Below are 17,639 nucleotides of genomic sequence, written 5' to 3' on the forward strand. Positions count from 1 at the left end.
TCCGTCCCACTTGCCGGTAACCACATCTGTCACTTATGCCCATTGCCATACCCTCCGAGCAGACCATCTCCGAAGCAGAGATAGAGCTAGCCTTACGCTCGGGCATTGAACGGTACTTTGCCGACTGCAGGTCGCGGGTGCCAGCGTTTATCGACCGACATTTCCATTACCCGGGGGCTATCGCGACCAACCGGATGGCACTGGGCTGGGACATGTTGCGGGCGCCGATCAATCTGCTTTGGGCGCCGGTTTACGCCCTCGCCTGCCTGGTAAAAATTCCGATGCGCAAACGCGCCGGCCTGAGATGGCTGTACGGAATGGCTGATCGTGTGCCTGCAGGTTTCACCACCCGCGTACAGCAGCACATCTCGAGCCTGATTCAGGCAGACCTGCTGAACAGTGGTCAGCCTACGGGCCACCTGCTGGAAGACTATCTGGCGGAAGCGTTGGAGGAGGTTTATGAACGCCACAGTTCTGAGCCGGTCGACCACCAGCACTTTATCAAGCTAATAGAGCCTGTAATTGGCGACGCTCTCAGACAATACCGCGTAACCCGGACCGCCTCTGCCGATATCACCAATAGCATTTCATGCACCGTGTTGGGCGCGTTTGCATTCCAGAAGTTTACGCCTGGGGGCATAGGGCTCGGGGTGGTGCTGGCGTCCATGCTCGCAAAGACCCTGGCGGCACGGGATTTTATTCTCGGCGAAACCATCGGCACGTGGTACTACAGCGTATTTCCACCGGAGCCGTCGCTGGCAACGACCGCCAGCGTCATGGTCGCGGTCATGGCCGCCCTGGCGGCGTTCGCAGCGCTGTCCGGCGTTATTTCCGACCCCGTGCAGGCGGCACTCGGCCTGCACCGTCGTCGCCTGCACAAGCTGCTGGATCACCTGGAACGGGACGTCTCGCTCAGCACCCAAAGCAGTTTTCGCCCGAAAGACCAGTATGTGGCGCGCATTCTGGACACGTTCGACATGATCCGAGCCGGGTTAATTTAGGCAAGAGCCTCCCAGGCAGGGAGGACTGACTGTTCCTGAACTACAATCAGTACCTGCTGGGCCAAACTGACCAGAACTCACATGAGGCACCCATGGCGCAACCAACCCCGCTTCAAACCTTATTCGACACCCTTCCTCAGAGCGGCCGGGTTGAATGGATTGGCATCCGCCCTGCCCGTGGTGAGCCTATGAAAATACTCGATAACGTGATGATCACGCCGGGCAAAGGCCTGGAAGGCGATCGATTCGAGGGCCGCGAGACCAGCAAACGGCAGGTCACCCTGATCCAGAAAGAGCACCTGCATGCCATTGCCTCCTGCCTCGGGCGGGATGCTCTTGACCCAGACATTTTCCGGCGCAACATTGTGGTCTCTGGCCTGAACCTCCTGGCCCTGAAAGGCAAAACGTTCCGAATCGGGGGTGTGGTGCTGGAATACACCGGCCTGTGTCACCCCTGCAGCAAGATGGAGACCGCCCTTGGGCCGGGCGGTTATAACGCCATGCGTGGGCATGGCGGTATAACGACGCGAGTGATTGAAGGGGGCGAGGTGGCAATTGGCGACAGCGTTCTGGCCTGCCTCTGAGCCATTTATGGCTACTACTCCACCGTGATGGTGATCTTCTCGGACATCACAGGCGGCTGATGAGGTACGTGCAGGTGGTCCCCCACCAGTAACTGCAAGGTATGTTCGCCCGGTGACAGCTCCAGGGACGTCTGGGTTTGTCCGCCACCAAAATGAATATGACGATCATCGGACGGAACCGGTTGGTCCATCGCCGGCATATCGTCTACGTCCACAAGCAGGTGATGGTGGCCAGTGCCCTTACGTTCCACGCCCGCTGGCGCCACACCCAGCCCATCCAGACCGAATCTCACGGTGACTGGCGAACTCACGGTCTGCCCATCAGTTGGCGTAATAAAATACACCGACGCGCCTTCAGGAGCGGGTGTCGCTCCATGGACCCCGGCAACCATTGAGAAGGCAAGAACCGAACCAAGCAATAAACGTTGTGTGCTGCTGATCATGCTCATGACTCATTCCTTGAACGCGGGATTGACTGTTCAATGGTAGGACAGATTTTCGCATCTTGCCGAATATCGATACTGTCTTGCATAAGCTGCATCTACGGAGCTAGCCGAGCGTCCATACTGTTCTGCGCCAGCCGGCGGGCCTGCTCTTCGGTCATCCCCAGGCCATCACGCAGAGCCACGAAGTTTTCCAGCACATAACCGTCGAAATAGGACGGGTCGTCCGAGTTCACGGTTACCTTCAAACCCTGCTCCAACAGGTCCAGAATGTTGTGGTGGGTCATGTCCTGAAACACACGCAGCTTGATGTTCGACAACGGGCAAACCGTTAACGGGATCTGCTCATCCGCCAGTCGGTCCAACAACTTCGGATCTTCCGCGGCACGGACCCCATGGTCAATACGGCTTACCTTGAGCAGGTCCAAAGCCTGCCAGATGTACTCAGGCGGCCCCTCTTCACCGGCATGGGCAACTGCCAGGAAGCCTTCAGATCTCGCTTTGGCGAACACTCGCTCAAACTTGCTGGGTGGATGGCCCTGTTCTGCACTGTCCAGTCCCACCGCAAAAAACTGATCACGAAACGGCATCGCCTGCTCAAGTGTCCGGAAGGCGTCATCTTCAGACAAGTGCCGCAGGAAACTGAGAATCAGCCCACCCGTAATACCCAGCTGCTCGCGCCCATCCCGCATGGCGCCGCTGATGCCGTTGATGGCCACTTCAAAGGGAATGCCGCGCTCGGTATGGGTTTGCGGATCATAAAAAGGTTCAACGTGGACAACGCCCTGCGCCTGACACTTCTGCAGATACGCCCAGGTGAGATCGTAGAAATCCTGCTCCGTGCGCAGCACATTGGCACCCTGGTAATAAAGATCCAGGAATTCCTGCAGGTTATTGAAGGAATAGGCCTGTCGCAGCACGTCAACGTCGCTCCACGGCAATTCAATGCCGTTGCGCCGAGCCAGTGCAAACATCAGTTCAGGCTCAAGCGCCCCTTCCAGGTGTAGGTGTAACTCCGCTTTGGGTAGGGATTTCAGCCAGGCTTCGTTCATCACACTCTCCAGGATGATTTATCGTGTATCAACAAATCATCCCGGAAAGCCATGAGTTCTTGCAAATCCCCGTGCAGTCCGCAAAGAAAAAAGACGACAGGGCAACAGCACAAGGCGTTATCCGCTACCAGATAGGCCTACAGATAGCGCCCGCCAGCACCAATCACCACGACAATCAGCCCGAGAATCAGGTTGGTGCCTACCAGCTTTCGGATCTGCCCTACCTGGCGTCCGCCTTCCTGTGGGTCCTGATTGGAAACGGCCTGCTTCAACCGCCGGAAGGGGGCAAAATAGACGTGACAGTAGAGCAGCATCATCACAATCCCCAGCCCCTGCATCACATGAACGTGCCAGCCGGCACCCGCCATGCCGCCGAACACACTGAAGACCATCCAGTAACCGGTCACCAGCAACAGTATGATTGCCACCCATACCCAGCGGAAAAACCGGGACAGCGTATGACACCAAAGAGCACCGCGCTGCGATGCATCAATGACCTCCACCACTGCTGGCCGCATGGCCATATAGGCGAAAAACATACCGCCAACCCAAATCACGGCAGAGAGAACATGTAATGCGATAGCCAGACCCATAAAGCGACTCCCGGATAAGAAATGTGTGACGAGCATAAGCCTCACCCGCCACAAAACCAACTCTCTTGACCGGATTCCCGGCTAAACCCGCCAGGGTGGGACGCTATTACGGCATCGGCGAGCAACTGGCACTGGGCAATTGGTCAATCCAACTGCGAATCAGTTGAGCACCCTCCTGATGCGTTGTGCTACGGCCCAGCTCGGGCATCTTGTGCCGGCTGTCTGTCGTTTCGATGCGGAACAGCAGGTAGGACTCATCCGCGTTGCCTGGAATCACGTCGTACGGATAACTCTCTTTGCCGCCGGCCACCGGGTCCTTGCAGACTCCGAATTTGCCCGGCGAGTCAGCGTAGACGCGGTTGTACTCCAACTGCACGCCGCTACTGCCTGCGGGGCCGGCATAGTCGGCCGGCAGGGTGAGGTCTGCCCGGTGGCAATGGGCGCAGTTGATGTCCAGGTAGGCCCTGGCCTTGTCGTTCAGTTCTGCGTCGCTCAGTGACGGGATGTGGGTTTCGTCATTGAACACCGGTGCCTGTTCCACACTGTTGAAATCCGCCGGTAACCCAGTGAGCAGTTCGCCTTCCGACCAGTATTGAAGCTGGTTGTAGACCGTGCCGTCCGGGTAGCTGAAATCCTTGTTCAGATAACGGGCCTTGGGGCCAATGGGCAGAAAAATCTGCTCACGCTGGTCATCCGGCCCCGCCAGGTCCGGCACAATGGAGTGGCAGGAGTTGCAGTCCGCAGCTTTGGGCACCGCATAATCAAAGGTGAGCGTCTGTCCCTGGTTGTTGATGGTGGTCAGGTCGGTCAGGCGTTTCCCCGCAATGGCGAGTGTCGCCTCGGACTCTGACGACCAGTAATACGGCAATGCCATCCAGCCATCGACCCGGTGGATCAACAGGCGGGTTTCGATCACCAGCTCCGCACCGTCAGGCATGGCGGTATTTTCCGGTAGGGCGAAAGTCTTGGTAATGACCGTCCCAACCGGAAAATCCAGCGCCTCTGATGGGTTGTAACCCACGGTCTTGCCTTCCGGCACAAACACAAAACGGTACTTACTGGTGTAATCGGAGAACAACGCCGTGGAGAGATCATAAGGCACCCCGCCCCGGGTCGGCCCGGCCGTTGGATCACTGGCATCGGTAAACAGATTGTAGTCGGAGAGCTTCGGGCACACCTCCGTCATCAAGGCGTCCCAGTTCACCCCATTCGTGGTTGCACTGCAGCTGCCCTCTGCTCCTGTCGGCGCACCAGCACCGGCATTCAGTGCGCTGCCGGTCGGGTTGGAGCCACTATCGTCCGACGAATCACCACCTCCTCCGCCGCCACACGCAGCCAGAAGAAAAGACGTCACCACACCCGCCGCAATCGTTTTATTACTGTGTTTCATTGGAGACTCTCCCTTACAGCGCGCAGGCCGCTTCGGCCAGATCATCCCCGGTGCAGCCGTAGATGTTGTTGCGGAAGTTCACCACCGCCGGCGCCAGTCGCGGCTGGACGCAGTTCAAGTAGGTGTTGTTGACCATTTGATCGATTAACAGGTGGGGCAGAGGATTGCCATCGCCATCAACCATGGTTACGTCGGCAGGATCATCCGGATAGACCAGTCCGGTATTCACTTCGTCATAGTCTGGCGCCGGGTTGCCATTGATGTTGCTGTTGGCACAAATCTGGTCGCCTGCGCCGTAAGGGTCGTAGTTCACCCCATCGGCCTGCGCCTCGGCGCCGACCAGGGCATTGAAGCCAGCCAACTCTCCGGCATTCGACAGCAGTTCACCGATTCCGTCATACAGAATCGCAGGAAAGGTTTGCGGCGCCCCTTTGCTGTTCATGTTCGAGGAGTAACCATCAATAACCGGCTGAAGTAGCGCACCTCGCGGGTTATCGCCGTTCCGGGCAATGGTGTTGTTATGCAGGTAGACGTTCTTCAGTGTCGGGCTCCAACCATTGCCCATGGTGGCGCCGTAGTTGGCCGGGTAACTGGCAAGGTCATCATCAACCAGCAGATAGCTGGTGATCGCGACCGCCGTGGTGTCATTGTCCGTTATCTGGTTGTTGTACATTTCCACATCACTGGTGGCCAGCACCAGGACGCCGGTTCCCGGTGGCACCGTGCCAACCACGCCAGCGCCTACGTTATCGGCGTTGTTGTTGTAGGCCTGGTTGTTAAAAACACGAACATTGCCGCCGTAGGCCTTATCCAGCCCTGGCAAGTCGAACACCAGGATGCCGCCAGAGTTTGCGAGCGCGATGTTGTTGTACACATCCGCCATGGTGGAGTTTTCAATCTCAATGCCGGCCACGTTCTGTTTGGCGGTATTGTTCCGAACCACAATGTTTTCGGACTGCCCCACGTAGATGCCCGCATCCGCCGACCCGAAGGCGTAGTTGTTCTCCAGCAGCACGTTCTGGCTTTTCAGCGGGTACAGCCCGTAGGCGCCGTTGGCCGACTCCAACTCGCCTTCCCAGACCGTGGCGGTATAAGTCATATGGATGCCGTTGACGTTGGTGGCCTTGATGCCGTTCTTCGGCGCCTCGTACACACCGAAGTCCCGCACCGTAATACCGTTCCCGCCCTGGAAGCGGAACGCGTCGTCGCCATTGGACGTGCTGAAATCCAGCGCAGTTTCGTTGATGCCGTAGCCGGTGAGGGTCAGCCCACTGGCACTGTTGATGACAATGCTCTCGGTCACCACAAACCGCCCTTTTGGCAGAACCACCAGGGCATCCTCCGGCAAATCGAACAACGCCACGGACAGTGCCTCGGTAATGTCGTCACCGTCTGCAGCATCCGGCGCTACAAGGATGGCGTCTTCAGGAATGGAAAAACCAGACGTGGTCATTGCAAGTTGGGCAACGACATCGGCGGACTGTCCATCGGCTCCGGCCTTGCCGTCTTCTCCATCGTCCCCATCACAACCGGCGAGTAGGAACCCACTTGAAATGGCAGTCACCAACAATAGTTTCTTGAACGTTCTGGCCTGGCGCATCGTAACCTCTGCTTGATCGTGTTGTTGTTATTCAGGCGTTCCCAAAAAGAACGCGGTGTCCCGAACGACACTAAGCAGGATGCGACACGTTGGCGAGAACAACCGATGTGCAGAAAGCCTCACGCCCTGTGCAAATTCTGAAACGGCCTCTGCATCAAGGGTTTGAGAGGAGAAAAGGAAGGCACTGTGCAAAACCTGCAATCCCGGAAATTGCAGGTTTTGATCAGCTGATGTCAGCCCCGAGGCACTGCTGACGGTACTCTGTTGGGGTGGCGTTCTGGATATCCCGAAACGCCCGGTTGAACGAACTCAGGGTACGGTAGCCCACGTCCAGAGAGATGTTCAGCACGGGTGTGTCCGGTTCGTTCCGCAAACGCTCAGCGGCGTTGGCTACCCGCAGCTGGTTGATGTAGTCATTGAAGTTTCGATAGCCCAAAGCCTGGTTGATCACCTTGCGCAAACGGTATTCAGGAATCTCAGTGGCTTCCGACAGCTTTTTGAGAGTCAGCTTCTCCGTTCGATAGAAGCCGGCATCCATGGTTCGGCAAAGCACTGAGGCGTCCTGCTCCTGTTGTGCAAAGTGTGCCTCGTTAGCCTCCTGGGGCTCTGTCTCTGGAGTTGGTCTGGGCTGTGGCTGTGGCTGTGGCGAGCCGGCAGGCCGATCGCTGCCCACCAGATCCATGATTCCCTCCCGCGCCGTAACCAGGCAGATCAGGGTTGCGAAAGCCGCCAGCCCCGTGATGATCCCGCGAATGTACTCATGGTAAAGCCCGAAGTTCAGGCTGACCGTCGCTACGCCTACGGCGCTGCCGACTATCAACAAAAAAGCCAGACGAGCCTTCCTGCGGGCTTCCACCAGATCGTTTCGCCAGTACCGAATCACAAAACTGAGGCCATGCAGCAGCACCACGTACTCGAAGAACTGGCCCAGCCGCCATCCGAAGAACACCGCCGGAGTCCACGCGTCACCGGGCTCTACGAAGGGCCGCGCCAACGCTGGCGCCAGAAAGCTGTATAGCGCCATCGCGCCCCACACTGACTTCAAACGCGGTCGCGGCGCAAAAATCAGCTGACACAGTAGCCAGAACAAGGCGGGCAACGCGGTTTGCAGGTCGGAAGTGATCCAGCGCCATTCGGCTGGAATCAAAGGATCGACCAGGAACGCCACAGACCCAACAATCACCAGCAGGAACAACTGGCCAACCAGCAAATGCCGGAAGTCTCGCAACGTAATCACAAACAGGGGCAACAGGCAGCCAAGCCCGAAGCCGGTTAGCAACATCACTGTTTTTACCTTCTTGTTGTTATCTTAACGCTTGATAACGGATGTTAGCCGAAGTGTTGAACGTTTTGATAGCAACTCACTTTTCAAAACGACTCGCGCATGATGTTTTCAATGGTTGGCCTTGGCAACACAACGGGGTTGGCCTTCATGGAAGAAGAGCTTGCAGCCGACTGTGAAGCGGCAATAATGTGCTCTTCCGTCACTCCAATGGATGCCAGCCCGGGCAAGCCACTTTGACAGATCCATTCACGAAAACGTGGTAGCGCCTGATCCGCGGACGCCTCAAATATGTCTGCAATCCAGCCAACTACCCGATCAATACGAGCCTTATGCTCCGCCTCAACCACGCTATCGCGGTTGGCGGCTATACCTGCCGGCAACAAGGCACCACAGAGGGCACCATGGGGCGCACCAGATAATCCTCCCAACGGACCGGCAATGCCATGAACGACACCCAGTCCCGAGTTTGCAAGTGCAAGCCCACCAAACAGACTCACTTGAGCCATGGCGTCACGCGCCTCTTCAGACTCACCATCCATCAGTTGTTTTAACGCGGCCAGGCCTTTGGGGATTGCCTCTTTGCACAACATGTCGGTGAACAGATTGGAGCGTGATGAGAGATACGGCTCGATGACCTGGGTAATGGCATCCAGCCCTGAGTGCAAGGTAACACCCCGGGGACAATGGTCGGTCAGCGCAGGATCTATCAGGGCAAGGTCAGGGAGCAACTGGTTATCCCGCAGACTCACCTTGCGCTGAGCTTCCGGAATATCAATAACCGCGTTTCGGGTCGCCTCTGCCCCCGTTCCCGAGGTGGTTGGAATCAGGATCAAGGGCAGGCGCTGGGTGGATAACGGCAGCCCCTCTCCGACCACCTCCAGGTGGCTCATCAACTCAGTCTGGCTGGACAGCATCGCAGCCAGTACCTTCGCTGAATCCATGACAGAACCACCACCAATGCCGATGACCAGATCGACACCCAATGCTTTGCCTTGCCGAATGGCAGCATTCAGTGTCTGTAAATCTGGTTCCTTATGCACAGACATCGTTTGGACAATATCAACGGCATTCAGTGACTCGAATACCCTGGCAAGTCGATCAGGGTGGCGACCATGAACGATCAGCACTCGCTTACCCAGCCTTGTCACCCGGTCGCTCAGCTGGGCTATCTGTCCTCTCCCGAAGACAATGTCGGTCGGAGTTACCAGGCTAAAAGTGTCGGGCATAGAGAAGATCGTCCTCGATATGGATGATGTTCAATTGAACACTAATTACGGTGTCGATCCAAGTGTTCCGATGCCTCTCACCTTGTCTAATGCTCATTTACTGTTATGCTGAATGTTCAATTGAACATCTGATAATAACAAGCTGAGTGAGCTGGTCCTTCCCGGATGTTCAATGCGAGGCAGAGAAACCTCAGGCATGGACCGCTCCACATGGAGAAAAAGAATGAACCTGTCTAAGAAAGTGTTTCCCGGTATTCTCCCGCCGGTGACTCTGGCGGCATCCGCCTTGCTGGTCGGCTTCAGCGGTCAGGCATTTGCGGATTGCGAACGAGGCTCGCTAGACGCCAAGTACTGCGACGAAAACGGCGATATGGTTGCTGACCTGCCAGCGGACAAATCAGAGTGGGTGAATCCCGACACTCTGATCTTTGCCTACACGCCGGTTGAAGACCCCGCCATCTATTCCGACATCTGGCAGCCCTTCATCGATCATCTGTCTGAAGTGACAGGCAAGGATGTTCGCTTCTTCGCCGTGCAATCCAACGCCGCGCAAGTGGAAGCCATGCGCAGCGGCCGTTTGCATGTGGCGGGCTTTTCTACCGGCCCGACGCCTTTCGCGGTTAATCTCGCCGGTGCGGTGCCCTTCGCCTTGATGGGCTCAGACTCCGGGCAGTTCGGCTACTCGCTTCAGGTCTACACCCACGTCGATTCCGACATCCATGAAATAACCGACCTGAAAGGTAAGCGCGTCGCACACACCTCCCCTACCTCGAACTCCGGTAACCAAGCCCCCCGTGCCCTGTTCCCGGAAATGGGCGTGGTACCAGGTGACGACTATGAAATCACCTTCTCCGGCAGCCATGACCAGTCCATGCTCGGCGTAGTGGCCAAGGATTACGACGCGGCCCCTGTAGCCTCGGAAGTGGTTGAGCGTATGGCCGCACGTGGGCTTTACGACGAGGAAGATGTGCGTCTGGTGTGGGAGTCCGACCGGTTCCCGACAACCTCCTATAACCACGCCCACAACCTGCATCCCGAGCTGGTCGAGAAAATTCGTGAAGCCTTTTACAGCTTCAAGTTTTCCGGCACCGAGCTGGGCGAAGAGTTTGAGGGCGTCGAGACCTTCATCCCCATCAACTACAAGGACAACTGGCGCGTAATTCGCACCATCCAGGCGTCCAACGGCGTTCAGTACACGCCCGACAATCTGAAATAAGAGCAACAGGCGCTTCCGGCCAATGGCCGGAAGCTCTGGCCGGAGTGAATTCATGTTAGAAATTACCAACCTGGTAAAGCGATACGGGCACAATGAGCCGGTGCTAAAAGGCCTGGATCTTGAGGTTGACGGCAGCAGCGTCGTTTCCATCGTCGGCGCTTCTGGAGCGGGGAAAAGCACACTTCTGCGCTGCATCAACCGGCTGGTTGAGCCCACATCGGGTTCGATCAAGTTGAATGGCCACCAACTGGTCAATCTTCGCGGCAGCGAATTGCGACATTCCCGCCGGCGTATCGGCATGGTTTTTCAGGGGTTTAACCTGATTGATCGCTTGACGGTCATGGAGAACGTACTGTCCGGGCGTCTGGGCTATGTGTCACTGTTCCAGGCCCTGACCCGCCGCTTCCCTCAATCGGATATCGATCGCGCCTTCCACCTGATGGAGCGCGTGGGTATCGCCCACTACGCCAATAATCGAGCCGACCAGTTGTCCGGGGGTGAACGGCAACGGGTAGCCGTAGTGCGGGCACTGATGCAGGAGCCGGAGATTCTGCTGGCGGATGAGCCAACCGCGTCGCTGGACCCCAAAACCTCTCAGCAGATCATGAGCCTGCTCCAAACCCTGGCCAGCGAAATGTCGCTGCCGGTGCTGATCAACATCCACAACGTCACTCAGGCGCGGATGTACACGAATCGCATTGTGGGTATGCGGCACGGTCAGATGATTTTTGACGGTTCGCCCAAGGACTTCAACCAGGATGCGCTGGATGCCATTTACGGCGGCATTGAGTCCCCGGACGAGGATGCGGCTGAGGCCGGCGCCCAAACCCAGGAGGCGACCGTATGACCACCAGCAGAACTGCAACCGACATGACGTCGGGCAGGGTCTGGAAGAAGCCCCCGTTCATAGCCAACCCCTGGCTCCGCTATGGCTTGATCGCCGTTACCCTGACTTATCTCTACTGGGCTTTCTCCACGCTGCCCTTTGATTGGGCGCGAATTTCCGAGGGCCTGCCCCGAGCCGCCAAAATATTCGGTGGAGCCTTTCCTCCCAGCTTTGAGCGTGCCGGACTCTTGTGGACCGGCTTCAAGGAAAGCTTCCAGATTGCATTCCTGGCAACCCTGCTTGGGGTGTTTCTGTCGATACCTATTGCGGTGATGGCTGCCAAAAACGTGGCTCCGAAGCCAGTCTATCTGGTGGGGCGCGCTATCATCATTATCTCCCGCAGCTTCCACCCGGTCATCGTGGCCATCCTGTTTGTGGCGGCCGTCGGGTTTGGCCCCATGGCAGGCATCCTGACCCTGACACTCTATTCCATCGGGTTCGTGGCCAAACTGTTGGCCGAAGAAATCGAAGAAATCGACTGGGGCCAGGTGGAAGCCATGCGCTCCGTCGGCGCAGGATATCTGAAGATGCTGATCTACGGCGTGTTTCCGCAAATCATGCCACGCCAGATTGGGCTATCCATGTACCAGCTCGACAGCAACCTGCGCGCTTCCGCGGTGGTTGGCATTGTCGGAGCAGGCGGTATTGGCGGCACACTGATGAATGCGTTCGGACGTTACGATTACGACTTCGCCTTTGCCATTCTGCTGATGATTATTGGCATCATTCTGGTCAGCGAAGGCATAAGCGGATGGGTGAGGAAAAAAGTATGGTAGATCACGCTGCGAAACTGACTGACCGTGTTTGGTCCCGCTACGACCGGAAAGAACAGTGGACCCGCTATGGGATCTACCTGGTAACCCTGATTGCGATTGTCTGGGCGGTGCGTGACATCGACATTTTCTGGCCCTGGGTGTGGGACGCCCCCAACCAGATCCAGAACCTGGGCGCACGCATGTGGCCACCGGAGTTCAGCACCTGGAATGCCATCTTCGCGGCCATGCTGGAAACCGTGCACATTGCCACCCTGTCTACCATGCTCACGATCTTCATCGCCCTGCCGGTGTCCTATATTGCGGCGCAGAACACCACACCGAACAAGGCCACCCTGTGGCTGGGTCGGTTTATTCTTGTGTCCAGCCGCTCAGTGAACACCATCATCTGGGCCCTGCTGTTCGTCGCCATTTTTGGCCCCGGGGTACTTGCGGGCATTCTGGCGGTTATGTTCCGGTCAATTGGTTTCATTGGTAAACTTATGGGCGAGGCAATCGAGGAAATCGATCGCCGCCCCGTCGAGGCTATGCAGGCAACCGGCGCCAGCAAAATGAAAGTAGTGCTGTATGCGATCGTGCCGCAGGTAATGCCAGCCTTTTTCGCCATCATCATCCTGCGCTGGGATATCAACATCCGTGAATCCACCGTGCTTGGCTTGGTGGGCGCTGGCGGCATCGGAGTGCTTCTGCAAGGGTCTATCGACCTGTTTGCCTGGCAGACGGTGGCCACGATTCTGCTCGCTATTGTGGTATTGGTGATTCTGGGCGAAGCACTAACCAGCGCCTTGCGCAAGAAAGTTATCTGACGCGGAAAACCCAGTCCATGACAAACAGCTTTAACTTTGGCCAAGCGGACGTATTGTTCACCGACGTGGACGATACCCTGACCACCGATGGTCAATTGCTGCCAGAAACCTATCTGGCCCTTTGTCGGCTGGCAGCGGCTGGTATTCGCGTGATTCCGGTGACCGGGGGTTGCGCCGGCTGGTGCGACCAGATCATCAGAACGTGGCCGGTCACTGCCGTAATTGGTGAAGGCGGCGCCTTCTACGCCGAGCGGACCGCCCCCCAGACGGTCCGCTGGCACTACTGGAACGACGCAGCCGTCCATAAGCGCGACCAAGAGGCCATACTGACTGCAGTCGCCGCACTGGATCTGGACTTCGAGCCACAACTCGCCAGCGACCAGGCCTTCCGCTATGTCGATGTAGCGGTCGACTACAACCAGCAGCAGTCTTTAAGCTCAGAGCAAGTAGCGGCTCTTCATAACGCTCTGGTTGGCCAGGGCTTCAACGTTCGGCAAAGCTCAATTCACCTCAACGTCTGGCTCGGCGATTTTGACAAGTCCACGATGGCCGTGCGTGTAGGGCAGGAAGTGCTGGGACTGGATCTGCAGGCGTTGCAACAGCGCGCAGTTTTCATCGGCGATGCACCCAATGACGAAAGCATGTTTCGATGTTTTCCATTAAGTGTTGGCGTGGCAAACATTCGCAAGCATCTGCCCGGGATGACCCATCGGCCGGCCGCCGTTGTCAGCCAGCGTTCCGGGCTGGGCTTCGCGGAGATGGCCGAAAACTGGCTGAGGCAACGGACCGAATCCGACCTGCCGCAGGCCGAAACACATCCTGTGTGATCAAGCCAGGGGTAATGGACCGAGTATCTAATCTGATGGGCGCCAAAGATCGGCAAAAAAGCATTCTGGATTGGGTGAACGAGCAGAAGCATGTCGAGGTTGAAGACATTGCCCAACGCTTTGGAGTCACCACCCAAACCATTCGCCGAGACATCAACAAACTGTGCGAACAGGGTGTGCTACGTCGTCGTTATGGCGGCGTCAGCCTACCGGCCAGTGCCACGGTTTCTCCCGTTGAAAACGCGCGGATCCATCATCATGCCACCAAGCAGCAGATGGCTCAGCGGGTTGCAATGGATATTCCTGAAGGCGCCACCGTCAGCCTGGGGGTCGGCAGCACCATCGAACTGGTGGCGAAAGCGCTGATTCATCATCAGTCACTGCGCATCCTGACCAACAATCTCAGTGTGGCCTCTGCGCTTTCCGGCAATTCCGGCATCGAAGTCATCGTTTCCGGTGGGCAATACCGGCACAATCACCATGATGTGGTCGGGCCGGAAGTGACCGGATTTTTCAGCTCCTTCATCACCGACTTTGGCATCATCAGCACCGGTAGCATGGACCCACAGCATGGCCTGATGGATTTTGATATCCGCGAGGCCGAAGTCAGCCGGGCCATCATTTCCAACACCCGGTCACGCTTGCTGGTGGCCAACCATAGCAAATGGACCCAAAGCTCTCATTGTAAAGTCGCCTCATTCAAGTATGTGGATCGCTTCTACACCGACTTCATTAGTGCCGGAAAACAGATAGGCCTGCCTGCGTCGCTTGAAATCATCGAGTGTGTTGGAGCTTAACGAGTCCGAACGTTCGCAAGGCGGTGCAGTGAATATCTCCTACTTAACCCAGCCAGATTCCCAGCATTGCGCCTGCACCCAGAACGAGCGCCCCGCCGACTTCCCCGACGATCAGCAACAGCATGAAGAACCCGGTCACCCAGGACGGCAACTGCCGCTTACCCAGGCGGTGGGGCCGGCGCAATTGGTTGTCTGTATCCTGAAGCAGGCCGTGAATCACATAGGTACCAATTGCAAAGGCGAAAAACACCAGTGCAGCCACGGCGGCAGTCGTGTTAACCCAATCAGCCAGCACACTATGAGCGCTGAACGCCGCCAGCAGCAGCGCCGCAAAGCTGTAGAGCAGCGAACTGCGGTGAGCGATATCCACATATACCGGCGAGGTAGCGTCCTCACTCCGCGCCATATGCCGGTATTTCCAAATGCCGGTAAGCAGGCCTGTCATAAAAAACAGGAAAGCCGCTGAAAGGCAGATTTTTTCAGCCAGAGACATGCCGTCGCTCCGTGGTTATTATTAACAGGCTGAATTATGCCACTGGAAAGACGGTGCGGTAGGATAAAACAGGAAACACCTATCTTTCGGCCTTTGATGACCAGTTGATTCCCCATGACACGATCCAAACGCATCTACCTCGCCGGCCCGGAAGTCTTTTCCCCGGCAGCAGCCCGCTTCAGCTTTGCCAGAAAGCCTTGCTACGCTCATCCATTGGGAAAAAATGCTCGATCCGCAAGTTCTGTGCGGTGACATCCAAAGGCGTGCCTATCGTTGCAATGGTCGAAAAGATTCTAAGCTGCTGATCTCCCAGGTTCAGGGTAAAAGGAATCGCCGGGTAGTCGAGATGTTCCACCACGTGGCTTTTCCAGTTCTGCGGAACGCCGGGCAGAGTCAAGGCATGCTCCAGCAATCGGTTGGGCTGGTCCCGGAAGGGGCCGGCTAGATGCTCATGGTAGACCCGCTGCAGCATGTGGCATGCGATGTTTTCCCAATCTCCCACAAAGGGTTTCATGCCCTCGTTGTCCAACAGCGATAGCAGAAAGTTCGGCCTTGCGGGAAAGTGAGCGCCCAGTTCCATCATTCTTACCATCATCGCCTGCATGGCTGTGTTGGCCATCACCAGATAGTACTCGTGATCAAAGACAACCGCCGGGTACGGCAGGTGCGCCTGCAAGAGGTGATCAAGCGCTTCTTTGATCATTGCCATGCCTGGCGCGTTCAAATCCTGATCGCTGTAAACCTGGCTGTAACCCGCCGCAGACAGCAGGCGGTTGGTCGCCGCCAGATCCGTCTGAAGCATCTGCGCCAAATGCAGAACCATGCCCTTACTGGGCTGGCTTCGGCCCGTTTCCAGAAAGCTGATGTGCTTCGCCGATACTTCGCATTCCAGGGCGAAATCCATCTGGCTCAACCGTTTACCCTGCCGCATTTCTCTAAAAAGCGTACCGAAGGCGCTCATGGTAGTTCCTGTGAATATTCGAGTGTTCAGCGATTATCTTCCTCAAGGGTGTGCTGCACCATTACCTCACAGGTAATTGTGCCCATCACCGCCCAGGTAGATGCTTTGTAGCGTAGTCCAACACATTGTGAAACCCGATTGAGGTGATCCTATGAAAAACTTCGTCCGTCAATTCAGCGTAAAACAGATCGTCCTGAGCGATGTTTTCCTCTCCACGCCACTGGCATTGGCACTGATCCTGGCCGCAGAGCCGATCGCCCAGTTAGCGGGAGGGCCCGGCGCAACCTTCTATCTGGTGGTGGGCATAGTGATGTTGCTCTGGTGCGTGGATATGGCTGCTATGGCCATGAACGCACGGTGGCTGGAGAAATACTTCAACCTGATGATGGTTGTGGATGTCAGCTGGGCCCTGCTGTCTTTCGCCCTGATGCTGTGGTTTGCGGAGAGCCTGCAGGCGTTGGGCTGGGTGCTGTTCGCAGTGAACATTCTTGTTCCACTGGACATGGCGTGGATGAAACGGGTTGCTGGCAGTAAACCTCTTGAACCTGCATTCAGCTAGCCTTCGAAACACCGGGTAGCGGCAACTCCTGTCGCTACCCGCCTGCTCAGAAGTAGCCCAATAGCCTGCCAAGAGTCAGCGCACTCATCCAGAACACCAGAGACATCAAGGCACCTGCCCTCAAGGGCAAAGGCATGGAAGCACCCATTGGGAGGCTCCGTATATCCCGGCGCTTTAACACCCGAGCAAGTAGCAACGCGTTCGACACTCCCAACAGGACAACCACCATCTTGACCCGGAACAACATCGACCCGGCGTAGTCCACCGCCGCTGTGGCGAATAGAAGCGAACCACAGACCACCGCTAACCCCAAACCAAACGCGGAGGTGACTCGAAGCACATCGACAAACACCATCACAGGGTAGCGGCGCCAGAGCCCCAGCAAACGCAGATCCAGCGGCACAATTCCACCAATCAGCAGGGCAACACCAAGAATATGCCCGGCGTTGATCAGCGGGTATGCGAGGGTGGAATTGCGCAGCGCCGATACAAAGGCCAGGTTTTCAACAAAGACCAGCGCCGGCTCAATCATTCCCAGGCTCAGGAATCACGACCGGGATACAAGTCGTAGTTCGTCCCATCGATGACAATCCGCTCGGCCTTGACCAACCGTTCGCCCTCTTTGGCGGAACGGTGACCGTGCACGGTCATTTCCCGGCCGACGCTCAAAATCTCTTTACTGAGCCCGACACGGTCGTTACGCCAGGGTTGGCCGACTTCCACAACCCATGCCTCGCCATCAACGTCTATCGTGACCTCGCCATGGGGATTACCAAGGCGCATCGACTGGATGGTACCGGTGATTTCAAATTCCTCGTCCGTGGCCCAGGCCCAACCGTGATGAGCATGAGCGGCAGAGGCAGCGAGAACAGCAACAAGAAACGCAAAACCGAGCAGGTGGGTAAAACGAACGTGAGGCATAGTGAGTCCTCTCATTGCGGGTTTTCAAAGATGAAGAGCAACGACCGACGGTTAAAACCGGATGATGTCGTTACCCTGTTCGTGCAGCCAACGCCGCCAGTCCAAATCCAACATACTGACTCCGCCGATGTAATTATCATCCACCAGGTAGTATGCGAGAGTGCGGTCACCCCGGTTGAAGTTGTGCATCAGCCGCACCACGAAGTTGCGGCGGGTCGGTTTGGAT

General features: G+C 56.9%; 20 protein-coding genes. 9 read left to right on the forward strand and 11 right to left on the reverse strand.

What is annotated here, in order from left to right:
* Positions 1-35 precede the first annotated feature (35 nt).
* Entirely contained in the window at positions 36-1,001 is a 966-nt protein-coding gene (locus B3M52_RS03190) for a DUF6635 family protein (protein WP_286748721.1), read from the forward strand.
* 92 nt (positions 1,002-1,093) lie between these two features.
* Entirely contained in the window at positions 1,094-1,585 is a 492-nt protein-coding gene (locus B3M52_RS03195; RefSeq protein WP_085679502.1) for an MOSC domain-containing protein, read from the forward strand.
* A 14-nt stretch (positions 1,586-1,599) separates the two neighbouring features.
* Here the strand turns inward: B3M52_RS03195 and B3M52_RS03200 are convergent, their stop codons facing one another.
* The 7 genes from B3M52_RS03200 to B3M52_RS03230 form a co-directional block, all read right to left on the reverse strand.
* Entirely contained in the window at positions 1,600-2,034 is a 435-nt protein-coding gene (locus B3M52_RS03200) for a DUF4399 domain-containing protein (RefSeq protein WP_007152710.1), read from the reverse strand.
* Positions 2,035-2,126: 92 nt separating this feature from the next.
* The gene (locus B3M52_RS03205) at positions 2,127-3,080 is read right to left on the reverse strand and encodes an adenosine deaminase (protein WP_085679499.1); all 954 of its coding nucleotides are present in this window, start codon (positions 3,078-3,080) and stop codon (positions 2,127-2,129) included.
* Between the two features lie 137 nt (positions 3,081-3,217).
* Positions 3,218-3,673, reverse strand: coding sequence for a CopD family protein (locus B3M52_RS03210; protein ID WP_286748722.1), 456 nt, complete (start codon positions 3,671-3,673; stop codon positions 3,218-3,220).
* Positions 3,674-3,779: 106 nt separating this feature from the next.
* Positions 3,780-5,063: an SO2930 family diheme c-type cytochrome gene (locus B3M52_RS03215; protein WP_286748723.1), complete on the reverse strand. Its 1,284-nt coding sequence runs from the start codon at positions 5,061-5,063 to the stop codon at positions 3,780-3,782.
* A gap of 13 nt (positions 5,064-5,076) precedes the next feature.
* Positions 5,077-6,663: a parallel beta-helix domain-containing protein gene (locus tag B3M52_RS03220; RefSeq protein ID WP_007152714.1), complete on the reverse strand. Its 1,587-nt coding sequence runs from the start codon at positions 6,661-6,663 to the stop codon at positions 5,077-5,079.
* 223 nt (positions 6,664-6,886) lie between these two features.
* Positions 6,887-7,945: an AraC family transcriptional regulator gene (locus B3M52_RS03225; protein ID WP_286748838.1), complete on the reverse strand. Its 1,059-nt coding sequence runs from the start codon at positions 7,943-7,945 to the stop codon at positions 6,887-6,889.
* Between the two features lie 86 nt (positions 7,946-8,031).
* Positions 8,032-9,174, reverse strand: a complete 1,143-nt coding sequence (locus tag B3M52_RS03230) for an iron-containing alcohol dehydrogenase (protein ID WP_040474320.1) — start codon at positions 9,172-9,174, stop codon at positions 8,032-8,034.
* A gap of 223 nt (positions 9,175-9,397) precedes the next feature.
* On the opposite strand from B3M52_RS03230, the gene phnD reads away from it, so the two are divergent.
* The 6 genes from phnD to B3M52_RS03260 are packed head-to-tail and all read left to right on the forward strand — an operon-like array spanning position 9,398 to position 14,479.
* Positions 9,398-10,390, forward strand: a complete 993-nt coding sequence (gene phnD, locus B3M52_RS03235; protein WP_286748725.1) for a phosphate/phosphite/phosphonate ABC transporter substrate-binding protein — start codon at positions 9,398-9,400, stop codon at positions 10,388-10,390.
* 52 nt (positions 10,391-10,442) lie between these two features.
* Positions 10,443-11,237 carry a phosphonate ABC transporter ATP-binding protein gene (gene phnC, locus B3M52_RS03240; protein WP_036209245.1) on the forward strand — a complete coding sequence of 265 codons (795 nt, stop codon included), beginning with the start codon at positions 10,443-10,445 and terminating at the stop codon, positions 11,235-11,237.
* Positions 11,234-12,052 carry a phosphonate ABC transporter, permease protein PhnE gene (gene phnE / locus B3M52_RS03245; protein ID WP_051947015.1) on the forward strand — a complete coding sequence of 273 codons (819 nt, stop codon included), beginning with the start codon at positions 11,234-11,236 and terminating at the stop codon, positions 12,050-12,052. Before phnC ends, phnE (B3M52_RS03245) begins: the two co-directional genes overlap by 4 nt.
* Positions 12,046-12,855, forward strand: a complete 810-nt coding sequence (gene phnE, locus B3M52_RS03250) for a phosphonate ABC transporter, permease protein PhnE (protein ID WP_007152720.1) — start codon at positions 12,046-12,048, stop codon at positions 12,853-12,855. Before phnE (B3M52_RS03245) ends, phnE (B3M52_RS03250) begins: the two co-directional genes overlap by 7 nt.
* Before the next feature lie 17 nt (positions 12,856-12,872).
* Positions 12,873-13,682, forward strand: coding sequence for an HAD-IIB family hydrolase (locus tag B3M52_RS03255; protein WP_286748726.1), 810 nt, complete (start codon positions 12,873-12,875; stop codon positions 13,680-13,682).
* Positions 13,683-13,696: 14 nt separating this feature from the next.
* Positions 13,697-14,479, forward strand: a complete 783-nt coding sequence (locus B3M52_RS03260; protein ID WP_226909945.1) for a DeoR/GlpR family DNA-binding transcription regulator — start codon at positions 13,697-13,699, stop codon at positions 14,477-14,479.
* A gap of 43 nt (positions 14,480-14,522) precedes the next feature.
* On the opposite strand, the gene B3M52_RS03265 is transcribed toward B3M52_RS03260, so the two are convergent.
* Both B3M52_RS03265 and B3M52_RS03270 read right to left on the reverse strand, forming a co-directional pair.
* Entirely contained in the window at positions 14,523-14,972 is a 450-nt protein-coding gene (locus tag B3M52_RS03265) for a hypothetical protein (RefSeq protein ID WP_286748727.1), read from the reverse strand.
* 178 nt (positions 14,973-15,150) lie between these two features.
* Positions 15,151-15,933, reverse strand: coding sequence for a helix-turn-helix domain-containing protein (locus B3M52_RS03270; protein WP_075196961.1), 783 nt, complete (start codon positions 15,931-15,933; stop codon positions 15,151-15,153).
* A 151-nt stretch (positions 15,934-16,084) separates the two neighbouring features.
* Between B3M52_RS03270 and B3M52_RS03275 the strand changes: the two genes are divergently transcribed.
* A complete protein-coding gene (locus tag B3M52_RS03275) occupies positions 16,085-16,492 on the forward strand; it encodes a hypothetical protein (protein ID WP_007152725.1) in 408 nt (135 codons plus the stop codon).
* 46 nt (positions 16,493-16,538) lie between these two features.
* Here B3M52_RS03275 and B3M52_RS03280 read toward each other — a convergent pair whose 3' ends face one another.
* Together B3M52_RS03280 and B3M52_RS03285 are read right to left on the reverse strand one after the other, a co-directional pair.
* On the reverse strand, positions 16,539-17,024 hold the full coding sequence (locus B3M52_RS03280; protein WP_036209231.1) for a hypothetical protein: 486 nt from the start codon (positions 17,022-17,024) through the stop codon (positions 16,539-16,541).
* Positions 17,025-17,032: 8 nt separating this feature from the next.
* Positions 17,033-17,413, reverse strand: a complete 381-nt coding sequence (locus B3M52_RS03285; RefSeq protein ID WP_007152727.1) for a DUF6152 family protein — start codon at positions 17,411-17,413, stop codon at positions 17,033-17,035.
* Between the last annotated feature and the right edge of the window lie 226 nt (positions 17,414-17,639).

This window comes from Marinobacter sp. UBA2688, from assembly GCF_002352785.1.
Taxonomy (GTDB): domain Bacteria; phylum Pseudomonadota; class Gammaproteobacteria; order Pseudomonadales; family Oleiphilaceae; genus Marinobacter; species Marinobacter salarius.